Annotated in this window: 17 protein-coding genes and 2 pseudogenes; 10 read left to right on the top strand and 9 right to left on the bottom strand. The window is 69.2% G+C overall.

Going from position 1 to position 14,434, the window contains the following annotated elements; genetic code table 11:
• Positions 1–133: 133 nt before the first annotated feature.
• Positions 134–718, top strand: coding sequence for a dihydrofolate reductase family protein (locus AV521_RS24895; protein WP_076090850.1), 585 nt, complete (start codon positions 134–136; stop codon positions 716–718).
• 41 nt (positions 719–759) lie between these two features.
• Entirely contained in the window at positions 760–1,092 is a 333-nt protein-coding gene (locus AV521_RS24890) for a DUF952 domain-containing protein (protein ID WP_076090849.1), read from the top strand.
• Positions 1,093–1,140: 48 nt separating this feature from the next.
• On the opposite strand, the gene AV521_RS24885 is transcribed toward AV521_RS24890, so the two are convergent.
• From AV521_RS24885 to AV521_RS24875, 3 genes are all read right to left on the bottom strand, one after another.
• Positions 1,141–1,887, bottom strand: a complete 747-nt coding sequence (locus AV521_RS24885; protein ID WP_076090848.1) for a VOC family protein — start codon at positions 1,885–1,887, stop codon at positions 1,141–1,143.
• Between the two features lie 71 nt (positions 1,888–1,958).
• Positions 1,959–2,375, bottom strand: coding sequence for a VOC family protein (locus AV521_RS24880; RefSeq protein ID WP_031163324.1), 417 nt, complete (start codon positions 2,373–2,375; stop codon positions 1,959–1,961).
• Positions 2,376–2,449: 74 nt separating this feature from the next.
• A complete protein-coding gene (locus AV521_RS24875) occupies positions 2,450–2,848 on the bottom strand; it encodes a helix-turn-helix transcriptional regulator (RefSeq protein WP_076091157.1) in 399 nt (132 codons plus the stop codon).
• A gap of 139 nt (positions 2,849–2,987) precedes the next feature.
• Between AV521_RS24875 and AV521_RS24870 the strand changes: the two genes are divergently transcribed.
• The 4 genes from AV521_RS24870 (at position 2,988) to AV521_RS24855 (ending at position 6,256) form a co-directional block, all read left to right on the top strand.
• Positions 2,988–4,142, top strand: a complete 1,155-nt coding sequence (locus AV521_RS24870; RefSeq protein ID WP_076090847.1) for an inorganic phosphate transporter — start codon at positions 2,988–2,990, stop codon at positions 4,140–4,142.
• 17 nt (positions 4,143–4,159) lie between these two features.
• Positions 4,160–4,384: a hypothetical protein gene (locus tag AV521_RS24865; RefSeq protein WP_076090846.1), complete on the top strand. Its 225-nt coding sequence runs from the start codon at positions 4,160–4,162 to the stop codon at positions 4,382–4,384.
• Positions 4,385–5,090: 706 nt separating this feature from the next.
• A complete protein-coding gene (locus AV521_RS24860; RefSeq protein WP_076090845.1) occupies positions 5,091–5,411 on the top strand; it encodes a PadR family transcriptional regulator in 321 nt (106 codons plus the stop codon).
• Complete coding sequence (locus tag AV521_RS24855) at positions 5,408–6,256, top strand: hypothetical protein (protein WP_076090844.1); 849 nt, start codon at positions 5,408–5,410, stop codon at positions 6,254–6,256. The genes AV521_RS24860 and AV521_RS24855 overlap by 4 nt, the downstream gene beginning before the upstream one ends.
• Positions 6,257–6,284: 28 nt before the next feature.
• Here the strand turns inward: AV521_RS24855 and AV521_RS24850 are convergent.
• Positions 6,285–6,881: pseudogene (locus tag AV521_RS24850) on the bottom strand (mobilization protein); the annotation flags it as partial.
• Positions 6,882–7,011: 130 nt separating this feature from the next.
• Here AV521_RS24850 and AV521_RS52310 point away from each other — a divergent pair.
• A pseudogene (locus tag AV521_RS52310) lies at positions 7,012–7,371 on the top strand (tyrosine-type recombinase/integrase); the annotation flags it as partial.
• 10 nt (positions 7,372–7,381) lie between these two features.
• Here AV521_RS52310 and sodN read toward each other — a convergent pair.
• Positions 7,382–7,777, bottom strand: coding sequence for a superoxide dismutase, Ni (gene sodN / locus AV521_RS51065; protein ID WP_004983535.1), 396 nt, complete (start codon positions 7,775–7,777; stop codon positions 7,382–7,384).
• A gap of 145 nt (positions 7,778–7,922) precedes the next feature.
• On the opposite strand from sodN, the gene sodX reads away from it, so the two are divergent.
• Positions 7,923–8,357 (top strand): nickel-type superoxide dismutase maturation protease, encoded by a 435-nt coding sequence (gene sodX, locus AV521_RS24835; protein WP_076091155.1) that lies wholly within the window; start codon positions 7,923–7,925, stop codon positions 8,355–8,357.
• On the opposite strand, the gene AV521_RS24830 is transcribed toward sodX, so the two are convergent.
• Positions 8,261–8,890: an ABATE domain-containing protein gene (locus AV521_RS24830; RefSeq protein ID WP_076090843.1), complete on the bottom strand. Its 630-nt coding sequence runs from the start codon at positions 8,888–8,890 to the stop codon at positions 8,261–8,263. The two genes, sodX and AV521_RS24830, sit on opposite strands and share 97 nt — an antisense overlap.
• 100 nt (positions 8,891–8,990) lie before the next feature.
• On the opposite strand from AV521_RS24830, the gene AV521_RS24825 reads away from it, so the two are divergent.
• Positions 8,991–9,749: a trans-aconitate 2-methyltransferase gene (locus tag AV521_RS24825; protein ID WP_076090842.1), complete on the top strand. Its 759-nt coding sequence runs from the start codon at positions 8,991–8,993 to the stop codon at positions 9,747–9,749.
• A 50-nt stretch (positions 9,750–9,799) separates the two neighbouring features.
• Here AV521_RS24825 and AV521_RS24820 read toward each other — a convergent pair whose 3' ends face one another.
• Genes AV521_RS24820 through AV521_RS24810 form a run of 3 tightly spaced genes read right to left on the bottom strand, consistent with a single transcriptional unit; the run spans position 9,800 to position 12,578 of the window.
• The gene (locus AV521_RS24820; protein ID WP_076091153.1) at positions 9,800–10,552 is read right to left on the bottom strand and encodes an amino acid ABC transporter ATP-binding protein; all 753 of its coding nucleotides are present in this window, start codon (positions 10,550–10,552) and stop codon (positions 9,800–9,802) included.
• Positions 10,553–10,602: 50 nt separating this feature from the next.
• Positions 10,603–11,577: an amino acid ABC transporter permease gene (locus tag AV521_RS24815; RefSeq protein WP_076090841.1), complete on the bottom strand. Its 975-nt coding sequence runs from the start codon at positions 11,575–11,577 to the stop codon at positions 10,603–10,605.
• Positions 11,578–11,624: 47 nt separating this feature from the next.
• Complete coding sequence (locus AV521_RS24810) at positions 11,625–12,578, bottom strand: ABC transporter substrate-binding protein (protein WP_076090840.1); 954 nt, start codon at positions 12,576–12,578, stop codon at positions 11,625–11,627.
• A gap of 568 nt (positions 12,579–13,146) precedes the next feature.
• Here AV521_RS24810 and AV521_RS24805 point away from each other — a divergent pair.
• The gene (locus AV521_RS24805; RefSeq protein WP_076090839.1) at positions 13,147–14,370 is read left to right on the top strand and encodes an NADP-dependent malic enzyme; all 1,224 of its coding nucleotides are present in this window, start codon (positions 13,147–13,149) and stop codon (positions 14,368–14,370) included.
• Positions 14,371–14,434: the final 64 nt, after the last annotated feature.

The raw sequence follows: 14,434 nt of genomic DNA, 5'->3' as shown, positions 1-14,434 counted from the left end.
CGTGCCTGTCCGGAACCGCTTCTCCCACTTCTGGCGGATCTCCGAAACGCCTTGCAACCACTACGGATGGAGTACTACAAATGGAGTGGTTGGTCGCCCTGACCGTACCAACTCCTGCTGAAAAGAGACCGGTTTGCGCAAGCTCAGTTACTTCATCGCCTGCTCGCTCGACGGCTTCATAGGCGACGAGCAGGGCGACGCCTCGGCGATGTTCCGCTTCATGAACGAGGAGTACCTCGACTTCCTCAAGACGGAGTTCCCGGAGACCCTGTCCACCCATGGCCGCAGGCAGCTCGGCCTCGACCACCTGGAGAACAAACGGTTCGACACCGTCATCCAGGGCCGGGCCAGCTACGAGCTGGCCCTCAAGGAGGGCATCACCAGCCCCTACGCCCATCTGCGCGAGTACGTCGCCTCCCGCAGCCTGGCTCCGTCCCCCGACCCGCACGTCGAGATCATCGCCGACGACCTGCTCGGCCGGGTCCGCGCGCTGAAGGCGGAGGAGGGGGGCCTGGACATCTATCTGTGCGGCGGCTCGCGCCTCGCCGGACAACTGCTGGACGAGATAGACGAACTCGTCATCAAGGCCTACCCGCTCGTCTACGGCACGGGCATGCCCATGTTCGGCACCGGCCTCGACATCAAGGAGTTCACCCTCGACGGGGTGCGCACCTTCACCAACGGCGTGCTGGTGCGGACGTACACGAGGCAGCGCTGAGCCCACCGCCGACGCGGTACCGGACGCCGTACCGTGGGCGCATGCCGAAACTGCCCCGCATCTTCCACATCACCGAACGCTCCCTGTGGGAGGCGGCCCGCGAGCGCGGCGCCTACGAGGTGTCGACCCGAGGCCGCACCCTCCAGGAGGAGGGCTTCATCCACTTCTCCACCCGCGAACAGCTCCCGCGCATCGCCGCGTTCCTCTACGGCGACTACGACGGCCCGGACGAGCTGGTCGTCCTGGTCGTGGACCCGGCCCTGGTCGGCGCGCCGGTGAAGTACGAGGCCATGGAGCCGGGCGGGGAGGAGTTCCCGCATGTGTACGGGCCGCTGCCGGCCGACGCCGTGGTGGAGGTGGAGTCCTGGGGGTGACCGGTGCGCCTGTGCGTCGGCTGTCCTGTGGGCCTGAGCGCAGGCCGTTCACCGACCGGCGGGCAGACCGCCCGTCTCCGGGTCCCGGCCGGTCAGGCAGTAGATGCCGTCGGCCGGGTCGCGCATCACCGTCCAGTGCGGGCCGTGGTGTACCGGGACGGCCCCGTACCGCTCGTGCCGGGCGCCGACGGCGGTGATGTCGGCGCAGGCGAGGTCCGGATGCGCGGAGGCGGGGCGCTCGTCGTCGAGCCGCTGGAGCAGGATCCGGACGGGCAGTCCCGCCGGCGGCTTCAGCACCTCGAACTCCGGACGGGACCCCTTCAGCCGCTCCCAGCCGGTGAGGGTGGCCCAGAAGTCCGACTCGGCGGCGTACCGGGACGGCGGGATGTCGAGGCAGACCTGGTCCAGCCGGCTGCCCGCCACCACCGGCGGTCGTACCGTCTCCCCGCGCCAGGGCACGGCACAGAACAACTGCCCCGCCGGAGAACGCAGTACGACCCAGTCGCCATGGTCCGCCACCAGCTCCGCTCCGAGCTCCCGGGCCCTCTCGGCCATCTCCCTCACGTCCTCGACGCAGAGGTCGAGATGGGCGCCGCCGTCGCCTTCGGTGACGCCCTGGAGCTTCACGCAGGCGTCCGCACCGGCGGCCTCCTCGGGCAGCAGGGTCAGGAACTCGCCCTGTTCACCGCGGGGTTCGGACGCGTGGGTGCCGGTGACGGCCGTCCAGAAGGCGCGGGCCTCGGGCAGCCGGCCGGCGGGCCGGTCGACGAAGGCGTACGTCCAGCGAATGATCATGCGGGGAGTGTAGGCGTGAATTCCCTGGCGGGCCCGGGGAATTCACGCCGGCCGCTCATTCCGCCGGCCGGTCACTCCGCGGGGCGCTGGAGGAAGCGGAGCTGGTTGCCCGCCGGATCCCGGAAGGCGCAGTCGCGCACCCCGTACGGCTGGTCCGTCGGCTCCTGGAGCACATCGCCGCCGGACTCCCGCACCCGCTCGTACAGCGCGTCGCAGTCCTCGGTCGTGAAGATGACACCCCGGAGCATGCCCTTGGCGAGCAGTTCGGCCATCGCCTGCCGGTCGGCGGGGGAGGCGTCCGGGTTCGCGCCGGGCGGCTCCAGCACGATCTCGACGTCCGGCTGGAGCGGTGAGCCCAGGGTCACCCAGCGCATGCCCTCGAAGCCCACGTCATTGCGGACCTCCAGGCCGAGCACGTCGCGGTAGAAGGCGAGGGCCTTGTCATGGTCGTCCACCGCGATGAAGCACTGCTTGAGTTTCACGTCCATGCAGTCACGCTAGGCCCATCCGGGCCGGGACGCGCGCGACTCGGGCACGCCTGTGCGGTCGGGGGCGGACCGGGTCAGTACGGCCGGCGGCGCGGGCGGGTGAACGTACGGGCCACGCAGGACGGGATCACGGCGCTCTCCTCGTGGTCGCGCGCCCGGTAGGCGCTCGGCGTCTCGCCGACCAGCTCGGTGAAGCGGGAGCTGAAGGAGCCGAGTGACGTACAGCCCACGGCGAGACAGACCTCGGTGACGGTGAGGTCGCCCCGGCGCAGCAGCGCCTTGGCCCGCTCGATCCTGCGGGTCATCAGATAGCTGTACGGCGTCTCGCCGAAGGCCTTGCGGAAGCTGCGCTGGAAATGACCCGGCGACATATGGGCGCCGCGCGCCAGCTCGGTCATGTCGAGCGGCTCGGCGTACTCGCGGTCCATGCGGTCACGCACGCGCCGCAGCCGTCTGAGGTCGTCCAGGCTCATCTGCACAGCGTGGCACAGGCCACTGACATCGCGGGATGGCACGTTTCCGCACAGGAATGCACAACAGAGTCCCCCGTCTTCGACGCTGCGTTCGCATCCAGTTCGCCGCACATTGGCCTGCCCTTGCTTGCCTTGGGGAATGGACCACATCACGTTCCTCGTGGCGGTCGTCATCGCCACGGCACTGGCGTTCGACTTCACGAACGGGTTCCACGACACCGCGAACGCGATGGCGACCTCCATCGCCACCGGCGCGCTCAAGCCGCGCACCGCGGTTCTGGTCAGCGGAATCCTCAATATCGTCGGTGCCTTTCTGTCCACCGAGGTGGCCAAGACGATCTCGGGCGGGATCGTGGACGACACACTGGTCAGTCCGGCGATGATCTTCGCCGGACTGGTCGGGGCGATCCTGTGGAACCTGGTGACCTGGCTCGCCGGGCTGCCCTCCAGTTCCTCCCACGCCCTCTTCGGCGGTCTGATCGGTGCCGTCTGGGTCGGTGCGGGCTCCCACGGCGTGCACTTTGACAAGGTTGTCGACAAGGTACTGATCCCGGCCGTGGCCTCTCCGGCGGTGGCCGGCGTCGCCGCCCTGGTCGCCACCTACCTCGCCTACAAGCTCAGCGTCCGCGCCCGTCAGGACTCGGTGACCAAGGGCTTCCGCCTCGGCCAGATCGCCTCGGCGTCCCTCGTGTCCCTGGCGCACGGCACCAATGACGCCCAGAAGACCATGGGTGTCATCACGCTGACGCTGATCTCGGCGGGCGCGCTGGACCACCAGGCGGGCCCGCCGGTGTGGGTGATCGGCGCGGCCGGTCTGGCCATCGGGCTCGGCACCTACCTGGGCGGCTGGCGGATCATCCGCACCATGGGCAAGGGGCTGGCGGAGATCCAGTCGCCGCAGGGCTTCGCCGCCGAGACGGCCTCCACGACGGTGATCCTCACCTCCGCCCACCTCGGCTTCGCGCTGTCCACCACGCAGGTCGCCTCGGGCAGCATCCTCGGCGCCGGTCTCGGCCGCCGTCTCGCGGAGGTCCGCTGGGGTGTGGCCGGCCGGATGGTGCTGGCCTGGCTGATCACCCTGCCGTCCGCCGCGCTGGCCGGCGGCCTCGCGGCGAGCGTGGCCAAGCACGGCGGCAACGTCGGTACGGCGGTCATCGCGCTGGTCGCCCTGGCCCTCGCCGCCGTCATCGTCGCCGCGTCCCGCCGCAACCCGGTGCGCGCCGACAACGTCAACGACCACCACGAGGTCACCCTCCGCACTCCGGCCCCGCCGCACGTCGGCACTGCCGCCTGACCCTCCGGGAGTCCCTCATGCATGTCGACTGGTCCGCCCTCGGCAAGGTCGCCGCGGTCAGCCTCGGTGCCACGGTCGCCGTGGTCGTCGTCTTCACCTTCGGTGTCCTCGGCCTGTCCCGGGCGGAAGCCGACCGCTCCGGTTCCGCCACCGCGGGCCGAGCCCAGGCCGCCCTGTGCTTCCTCGCCTGCGCGGCGGTGGTGGCGTACGGGATCCATCTGATCGTGCCGCAGTTCCACTGACGGCACATACGCACGACGCACACCGACACCGAGGGGCCCGGCCGGGAAACCGACCGGGTCCGCTTCGTATCGTGGGTACAGCTTCCCTGAGATGACGGGTAGAGCACGCGCGAGGGAGGAACACCACGCTCGCCGGAGCCGTCCCACCGCCCCGGCGCCGGTCTACCGGCCTTCGCCGGCTGCGAGACCCCGGTCCTGGCGGTGGCCGTCATCGGTTTCATCCGGGTCATGATGCGCCGCCCGGACCCGCCACCCGCGGGCACCACGACCGAGGACAGGCGCGCCGGCACAAGGAGCAGGACGCCTGGCGGTACACCGCCGCGCTGTCCGCGACCGGTCAGAAGGGGCCCTCACCCGGGAGACACTCCGCCCCCTCGCGACACCGGGAGACCTGGCCGTCGGCAACCCGCCCTCGCCGTGGCGGCCCCCTTCAAAGGGAGAGAAGGCCTCAGGCCTTCTTGGTCTCCTGGTAGCGGGAAGGCGTGGGGTCCGGGTTCCGGGACGCCGGCCGGAGCTGGCAGAGCGCTCATCGTGGTGCGTGCAGAACTCGCTGACAGGGAATGGAAGTTGATCGTCCGAGGACGGTGCCTGGCAGGGCGGGGCGCTGTGAGAGTCGTCGTGGGCTGGTCGTGCCGCACTGGACTAGTACTACGTACGACGCAGTATCGTATAACGTAGTAGTCGGGAGGGATGAAGGAGGTGCCTGATGCCGCGTCAACGGGACCGCGTCGGATGGGCCGAACCCGCGCTGTTGATCCTTGCCAGCCTGGCCGACGGACCCAAGCACGGCTACGCGATCACCAAGGACGTCGAGGAACAGACGTCCATCAGGCTGGGACCGGGCACGCTGTATGCCGCCATCGCGCGGCTGGAGGAACGTGGCCTGGTCGCGCCGCTGGACGAGGACGAGCGTCGGCGGCCCTACCGCCTCACCGCGGAAGGCCAGACCGTGCTCGACGACAAACTCCGGGCGATGGCCCGTTTCGCACGCACCGGGTTGACCCGGCTGGGGGTGGCAAACGCGTGATCAACATGGCAGCCCGGGTGGCCTTGCGGGCATACCCTCCCTCGTTTCGGGAGCGCTACGGCTGCGAACTTGAAGCACTGGTCGAGGACACCGGCGCCGGCCCGAGCATCGTCGCAGACCTCCTTGTCGGCGCGCTGCGGGCATGGCTTCGCCCGGTGATGCCCGATGAGTCCGCCGAACGGCGCCGCCGCCGCATGCAGGCAAGTGTCGCCACCACCTGGGTCACCTGGTGCGCCGCACTGTATGCCCTGCCGATGCTGGACTTCATCCTGTCCGAGGACCCCTTGCCGACTCCGGACCTGGTGCGCCGGCTGCTCGACGTTGCGCAGTACGCCATGTACGGCGCTGGGCTCATCCTGCTGGCCGGCGCCCTCGCTCTCCTCGCGGAGACCTCCAGAACCGGCGACTGGGCCGCGTGGCGCCCGCTGGTGGCTCTTGTCCCGACGCTGCCCACGTGGCTGATCGCGCCGGTGCTCCTGGCGTTCGCCTCCATCGACCCGGTCTCCTACTGGGTCGGGGCCTTGGGTGTGCTTGGGCCGGCAGCGTTCCTCATCACCGTGGCGGTGACGCCTGCCGTCGTCGTCACCCGGTGCCGGCCATCTGCCAAGGTCTTGCGGCTGCTTGCCCTGTCCGGGGTTGCGGTGGCGTTCGCCGTGACGACGACAGGCATCGCCTGCGTCGCGGCGTTGGTCATGAATACCGCTGAGGCAGCTCAGCTGGTCACGATGCCGATACTCGCCGTCACCGTTGCCGCCTCTACAGCGGCCCTGGTCAGCTCCGGTCGCGGAGCCAAGGCCGCGCTCCACAGAGAGCATCCGGTGGATCTTGATGTGACGTGTGAGTGACGCTGCGACGCTCCCGCTCCAGGGCGTGCTACGGGTCCTGATCAGGTGGCTGGCCTGAGGCTACGGAGCCAGATGACGGCAGCTCCGGCCAGCGTCCCGGAACCCGGACCCGCCAATTGAGGACCTCGGCGGGGCGCTCGGCCCTGTCGAGCTCTCGGCTGGCAGCCACCTCCGCGAGGAGGCGCTGGGCGTTGTGGCCGGCGGATTCCGCGCGGGCGAGGGTGGTGGCCGAGGCCGGCCAGGTGGCGTCGGCCACGAGCAGCAGGTGGCGCGCGGTGGCCTCGAAGCGCTGGACGGTCTCGGGACGGGGTGTGCGCCGGGCGAGGTCCGCCAGGACGGGCTCGGCGGTGTGGCGGTAGCTCTCCTGGAGGTGGCGGAAGGCTTCTTCGGCCGCTGCCACCTGCTGCTCGTGGCCGCGCTGTTCGTGCCACTTGGCGGCGGCGCGGGCCAGGTGCAGGGCGGTGAAGATGAGGGCGACGGCGAGGCCGCCGGGAATGGTGGGGGTGTAGGCAAGTTCCTTGGCGGCTTGGCGTAGTTCTGTGGAGGCTTGGTGGTCGGCCCGGATCGCCGAGCGGCGAGCCCGGTCGAACGCCTTGGCTGCCGTATGCAGTTCAGCCTGGTGCGGGCGGGGGCGGCGCGGGTCAAGTCTCGAGGCGTTCTATGCGTTGTGTGACGCCCAGGACCGCCTCCATCGGGCGGTGGTCGCTACTGCCGAGTACATCGAGGCCCACCCTGATGGCTCGCGCGCCATCCACGAGCCCCTCAACTACCGCCGCTGGAAGGCGGAGTGGAACTGCGCCCGCACGCTGCTCCGAACGGCGGAGAACGAGGCGGCCGAGCGCGAGGGCCGCAAGCCCGTCGAGCTGCCGCACAGGGTGACCCACGACCTGCGCCACTTCTTCGCCTCCGCCCTCATCGTCGGCGGAGCGAGCGTCAAGCAGGTGCAGTTCGTTCTCGGCCATGCGCCTGCCGTCATCACGCTGCGGATCTACGCCCACCTGTGGCCGGGCGAAGAAGACCGCACCCGGTCCGTCATGGACGCCGTGCTAGGCGGCCTGCGGACCGGGTGCGGACAGGGAGACCCTGCGATCAAGGAAATCGCAGGTCAGAAGGCGCAAATAAAGATCAGGCCTTCTTGGTCTCCCAGAAGATCTTGTCGATCTGGGCGATGTAGTCCAGAGCCTTCTGGCCCGTCGCCGGGTCGGTGGACGCCTTGGCGGCCGAGAGGGCCTTCAGGGTGTCGTTGACCAGCTGGTGCAGCTCCGGGTACTTCTCGAAGTGCGGGGGCTTGAAGTAGTCGCTCCAGAGCACGGAGACGTGGTGCTTGGCGAGCTCCGCGCGCTGCTCCTTGATGACGGTGGCGCGTGCCTGGAAGTGGGGGTCGTCGTTGCCGGCCATCTTCTCCTGGACGGCCTTCACCGACTCCGCCTCAATGCGGGCCTGGGCCGGGTCGTAGACGCCGCAGGGCAGGTCGCAGTGGGCGCTGACCTTGACCTTGGGGGCAAACAGGCGGGAAAGCATGGAGCATTCCTTCCTCGTGATCGTCTTCTCAGGTGCGACATTACTCCCTGAGGAAGGCGATTTCTCGGCCGCCCCCTAGGGCTTAGGACAAAAGTCCAGGGTCAGACTGAGACTGGTGGAGGAACGGACCGGGGAGGTGCCGGGGATGCCGGAGCTGTCGCGGGAGACCGAGCGGGGGAGGGCCGTGGCGCCGTTCGGGCTGGCCGAGGTGACCGGTCCGTCCATGGTGCCCACGCTCCAGCACGGGGACCGGCTGCTCCTGCAGTACGGTGCCACGATCCGGCCGGGCGACATCGTGGTCCTGCGTCATCCGTTCCAGCAGGACCTGTTGGTCGTCAAGCGAGCCGTGGAGCGCCGCGACGGCGGCTGGTGGGTGCTCGGGGACAACCCGTACGCGGGCGGCGACAGCACGGACTACGGGGTCGTGCCGGACGAGCTGGTGCTGGGCAAGGCCCGCTTTCGGTACCGGCCGTTCCCCGCCCGTCAGCGCTCGCCGCTCACGCTGGTGCGCTGGGCGCTCTCGGCGGCGAGGCCGCTGCTGCCGGACCGGTCGGCCTCCAGGCGCTTGCGGGCCCGGTAGGCCGCCACGTTGGCGCGGGTCGCGCAGCGGTCGGAGCAGTAGCGCCGGGAGCGGTTGGTGGAGGTGTCGAGGTAGGCGTTGCGGCAGGGTGCGGCCTCGCACAGGCCCAGGCGGTCGACGCCGTACTCGGTGAGGTGGAAGGCCAGGCCCATGGCCGCGATCGCCGCGTAGCCGGCCGTCGCGTTCGACGGGTGGTCGGCCAGGTGCATGTGCCACAGCGGGCGGCCGTCGTCGTCGCGGTAGTCGTGGCCGGAGATCTGCGGCGACACCGGGAACTCCAGCAGAAGTGAGTTCAGCAGGTCCACGGCCAGGGTCTCGTCGCCCTGGTCGGCCGCTTCGAAGACCGCGCGCAGCCTGGCCCGTACCGAGCGGAAGCGGGTGACATCGGCGTCGGTGGTGCGCCGGGCCGCGGAGGAGTTGGCGCCGAACAGGTCGCGGACGGCCTCGACTGAGGTCAGCGAGTCCTTGCCCCGGGCCGGTTCCTCGCTGTTGACGAGACGTACGGCGTAATCCGAGTAATAGGCCAGTTCCACTTGTAGTCCTTACGGGGGCGCTTTATGGTCGTATCTGCGGTCGGGTAACAGCCGGTCGTGCTTCCAGGGTATTACGCATCACGAGGGGAGACGGGGATCCATGACCACGAGCACCGGAACCGACTGGGCGGCCTGGCAGGAGAGCTGGGACCGGCAGCAGGAGTGGTACATGCCGGACCGCGAGCAGCGGTTCGAGATCATGCTGGACATGGTCGAGGCGCTCGTGGGGACCGCGCCGCGCGTCCTCGACCTCGCCTGCGGCACCGGCAGCATCACCGACCGGCTGTTCAGGCGCTTCCCGCGGGCCACCAGCACCGGTGTCGACCTCGACCCGGCCCTGCTGGCCATCGCGCGCGGCACCTTCGAGGGCGACGACCGCGTCTCCTTCGTCACCGCCGACCTCAAGGACCCCGACTGGCGAGCGAAGCTGCCGTACGACTCCTACGACGCCGTCCTGACCGCCACGGCCCTGCACTGGCTGCACAGCGAACCCCTCGCGGCCCTCTACGGTCAGGTCGCGGAGCTGGTCCGCGACGGCGGTGTCTTCATGAACGCGGACCACATGATCGACGACAGCACGCCCCGGATCAACGCGGCAGAGCGGGCACAGCGGCACGCACGTATGGATCAGGCCAAGCGGGACGGTGCCCTGGACTGGGCGGACTGGTGGCAGGTCGCCGCCAAGGACCCGGTCCTCGCCGAGCCCACCGCCCGGCGGTTCGAGATCTACGGCGAGCACGCAGACGGGGACATGCCTTCGCCCGCGTGGCACGCGCGGGTGCTGCGCGAGAAGGGGTTCGGGGAGGCCCGGCCGGTGTGGTGCTCGCCGTCGGACACGCTGCTGCTCGCGGTGAAGTAGCCGAAAGGGGCGGTACGTCAAGCCCGTACCGCCCCTGCGGGGATGCGCGGTCAGAGAACCTTCGACAGGAACGACTGCGTCCGCTCGTGCCGCGGGTTCGTCAGGACGTCGCGTGGATGGCCCGATTCGACCACCACACCCTCGTCCATGAACACCAGGCTGTCGCCCACCTCGCGGGCGAAGCCCATCTCATGGGTGACGACGACCATGGTCATGCCGGACCGGGCGAGGTCCCGCATGACGTCCAGGACGTCACCGACCAGCTCAGGGTCCAGGGCCGAGGTCGGCTCGTCGAACAGCATCAGCTTCGGGTCCATCGCCAGCGCCCGGGCGATGGCCACCCGCTGCTGCTGGCCGCCGGAGAGCTGCGAGGGGTAGTACCCGGCCCGGTCGGCCAGGCCCACGCGCTCCAGCAGCTGCACAGCCCGCTCACGGGCCTGCGCCTTGCTCACGCCCTTGACCTGAACCGGCGCCTCCATGACGTTCTCCAGAGCCGTCATGTGCGGGAACAGGTTGAAGCGCTGGAAGACCATGCCGATGTCCCGGCGCTTTCGCGCGACCTCGCCGTCCTTCAGCTCGTACAGCCTGTCGCCCCTCTGCCGGTAGCCGACCAGTTCGCCGTCGACGTACAGCCGGCCGGCGTTGATCTTCTCCAGGTGGTTGATGCACCGCAGGAAGGTCGACTTGCCGGAGCCGGAGGGGCCGATCAGGCAGAACACCTCGCCCGGCTTCACCTCCAGGTCGATGCCCTTGAGCACCTCGACATGGCCGAAGGACTTGTGGACTCCCTGCGCCCTGACCATCGGCACCGAGCTCTCGGGCGGGGTGTCCTGCGTCTTGCCCAGCTTGTCGGTCATGCGCTCACCGCTCCCTTCGGCCGGCCCAGGGAGAACATGCCGGCCCTCACCTTCTGCCATGGGGTCGGCGGCAGTTGGCGGCTGGAACCGCGGGCGTAGTAGCGCTCGATGTAGTACTGGCCGACGCTCAGCACCGAGGTCATGATCAGGTACCAGGCCGCGGCGAGGAAGTACATCTCCACCGGGGCGCCGGAGTTCTGGCCGATGTCCTGGGCGTAACGGAACAGTTCGGGATACTGGACGGCCGCCACGAGGGAGGTCGTCTTCAGCATGTTGATGACCTCGTTGCCCGTAGGCGGCACGATCACGCGCATCGCCTGCGGGATGATCACCCGGCGCAGGGTCTTGCCGTGGCTCATGCCGAGTGCGTGGGCCGCCTCGGTCTGGCCCTCGTCCACCGCGAGCAGGCCCGCACGGCAGATCTCGGCCATGTACGCCGCCTCGTTCAGACCCAGGCCCAGCAACGCCGTCAGCAGCGGCGTCATGAAGTTCGACCAGTAGTCCTTGTAGATCGGCATCAGGTTGATGTAGTGGAAGACCAGGCCCAGGTTGAACCACAGGAACAGCTGGACCAGGACCGGGGTGCCGCGGAAGAACCAGATGTAGAACCAGGCGATCGACGAGGTCACCGGGTTCTTCGACAGCCGCATGACGGCGAGGACGATGCCGCCGGCGATGCCGATCAGCATCGACAGGACCGTCAGCAGGAGGGTCTTGTAGACACCGGTCATGATCCGGTGGTCGAAGAAGTAGTCCGGTACGGCGTGCCAGTTGATGTCGCCCTGGCTGAAGGCGTAGATGATCGCGACGAGGATCGCGATGGCGACGAGGGCGGAGACGTAGCGTCCGTAGTGCCGGACCGGGATGGCCCTGATGGCCTCCGGGCCGGCCGGGGGAGTGGGGCCCTCCCCGGGGTTCTCCCCCGCGTGTTCCCCCGGGTTCTCCCCGGGCGTCTTCTCTGTGTCAGTCACGGGTGTTGCCTCTCGGTGGCCGCTTCTGCTTGGTCTGCTTCCGCGGGTCACTTGCCGCCGTTGATCACGGACTCCTTGACGGCGCCGTCCTGGGCGCCCCACTTCGCGAGGATCTTCTGGTACTCGCCGCTCTTGATGATCGCGTTCATCGCCGCCTGCAGCGCGTCACGCAGCTGGGTGTCCTTCTTGGCCACGGCGATGCCGTACGGGGCCGCCTCGACCTGCTGGCCGACGGTCTGGAAGTCCTTGCCGCCGCCGGAGGTCTTCACCGCGTACGCCGCGACCGGGAAGTCGGAGGAGGCGGCGTCCACACCGCCCGAGCGCAGCCGGGTCTGGGACTGCTGGTCGTCGTCGAACGGCTCGATGATGAGCTTCTTGCCGCTCGGACACTTCTTGGCCTCCGCCTTGGCCAGGTCGTTCGAGACGGTGCCGCGCTCGACGGCTATCTTCTTGCCGCACAGGTCCGACCAGCCGTTGATGCCCTGGGTGTCGCCCTTGCGGGTGTAGATCGAGACACCGGCGGTCAGGTAGTCGACGAAGTCGACGCCCTCGCCGACCTTCTTGCCCGTGTCCGGGTCGACGCCCTGCTGGCGGTTCTTGTTGTCCGTCATCGCGGACATCGCGATGTCGTAGCGGCCGGAGCGCAGACCGGTGAGCAGGGCGTCGAAGGTGCCGTTCTGGAACTCCAGCGTCACACCGAGCTGCTTGCCCAGTGCCGCGGCGAGGTCCGGGTCCAGACCGACCGCGCCGCCGGAGGAGTCCTTGAACTCCACCGGGGCGTACGCGATGTCCGAACCGACCTCGATCTTGCCCTTGTCCCTGATGTCCTTGGGGAGCTTGCCGGCCAGCGGGGCGCCGCCGACGCTGCCGGAGTCCTTGCTCTTGTCCTTCGTCTGGTCACCGCAGCCGGTGAGCAGCAGGGCGCCCGCGACCACGATCGCACCGGCCGCTGCCAGACGGGAGCGTGCTGCGGTCGTTCGACGGGCGGAGCTTGCGGTCATCGTGGTTCCTCCGGCGAATGAGAAAGGTGCCGATGGGGTCGACGAGAAACACACACCTTCGGGTGTCGCGACCTCGTGGGTTTACGGCATCTTGCCATTCGGACTACGCCGTTCAGGGGCGTCGTCGTGTCAAAATCGCATAACGGGTGACCCCCGAACCGCATCAGGTCGGTACATCCTTGGTCCTTCGCCGCCGAACCATCTGCGGGAATCAAGCCTTCCGGCCGGAAAATCCACGGCACGTCTCACGATGTGGGCGACGCGTACGCCCGCGCACCAGCGTCTTCGGGCACCCGGCGCGGTTGTCAGCCGCGCGTCACCTCTCTGTGGCTTTCTGGTTCTCAGATGTGACCTTGCACCTAATGGACTCGTCGTGGGCACCGTCCGTCCGGTAAGAAGGTTCTTTACACCCCTCATCCGGGGCTCAGGGCGCGTGTGCGGCGCGCCCGTCGTGCAAGTGCTCGTACGTGCTCGTACGTATCGGCATTCGGGCCTTGCACGGTGCCCGCCCACCCCTCACCAGGAGTGGTCGACCCTCAAACCATGCATACCTAAGGGGTACAACAAAGTGGCAGCGGAGATCGTCAATCCTCGCAGCGACAGCAATACGGATCAGGACGGCGGGGCCGAGCCCCTGGATTCCTTCGATCCGGTGTTCGCGCTGCACCGCGGCGGCAAGATGGCCGTGCAGGCCACCGTGCCGGTCCGCGACAAGGACGACCTTTCCCTCGCGTACACGCCCGGAGTCGCGCGCGTGTGCACCGCGATCGCGGAACAGCCGGAGCTGGTCAACGACTACACATGGAAGTCGTCGGTGGTCGCCGTCGTGACCGACGGTACGGCCGTGCTCGGACTCGGGGACATCGGTCCCGAGGCCTCCCTCCCCGTGATGGAGGGCAAGGCGATCCTGTTCAAGCAGTTCGGCGGCGTCGACGCGGTGCCGATCGCGCTCGACTGCACCGACGTGGACGAGATCGTCGAGACCGTCGTCCGGCTTGCCCCGTCCTTCGGCGGAGTGAACCTGGAGGACATCTCGGCGCCCCGGTGCTTCGAGATCGAGCGCCGGCTGCAGGAGCGCCTCGACATCCCGGTCTTCCATGACGACCAGCACGGTACGGCCGTCGTGTCGCTCGCGGCGCTGCGGAACGCGGCGCGGCTCAGCGGACGCGAGATCGGGCAGCTGCGGGCCGTCATCTCGGGCGCCGGCGCGGCCGGTGTCGCCATCGCCAAGATGCTGATCGAAGCCGGCATCGGGGACGTGGCGGTGACGGACCGCAAGGGCGTCGTCTCGGCCGACCGGGAGGACCTCACCCCGGTCAAGCGGGAGCTCGCGGGCTTCACCAACAAGGCTGGCCTCACCGGCTCGCTGCAGGACGCGCTCGCGGGCGCCGACGTCTTCATCGGCGTCTCCGGCGGTACGGTCCCGGAGGAGGCCGTGGCCTCCATGGCGGAGGGCGCCTTCGTGTTCGCGATGGCCAACCCGAACCCCGAGGTGCACCCGGACGTCGCGCACAAGTACGCGGCGGTCGTCGCCACCGGGCGGTCGGACTTCCCGAACCAGATCAACAACGTGCTGGCGTTCCCGGGCATCTTCGCGGGCGCGCTGCAGGTGCGGGCCTCTCGGATCACCGAGGGGATGAAGATCGCTGCGGCGGAGGCGCTGGCGGCCGTGGTCGGGGACGACCTCGCTGCCGACTACGTGATTCCGTCGCCGTTCGACGAGCGGGTTGCTCCCGCCGTCACGGCGGCGGTTGCGGCTGCCGCGCGGGCCGAGGGAGTCGCACGCCGGTAAGTCGAGTGGCCCCGTTCGGCGGCGAATTCGCGTGGTCGTTGCAACACGTGGTCGGTTGATCAGG

It is taken from the genome of Streptomyces sp. IMTB 2501 (genome assembly GCF_001953885.1).
GTDB lineage: Bacteria > Actinomycetota > Actinomycetes > Streptomycetales > Streptomycetaceae > Streptomyces.
This window is presented reverse-complemented; position numbering and strand designations above follow the sequence as displayed.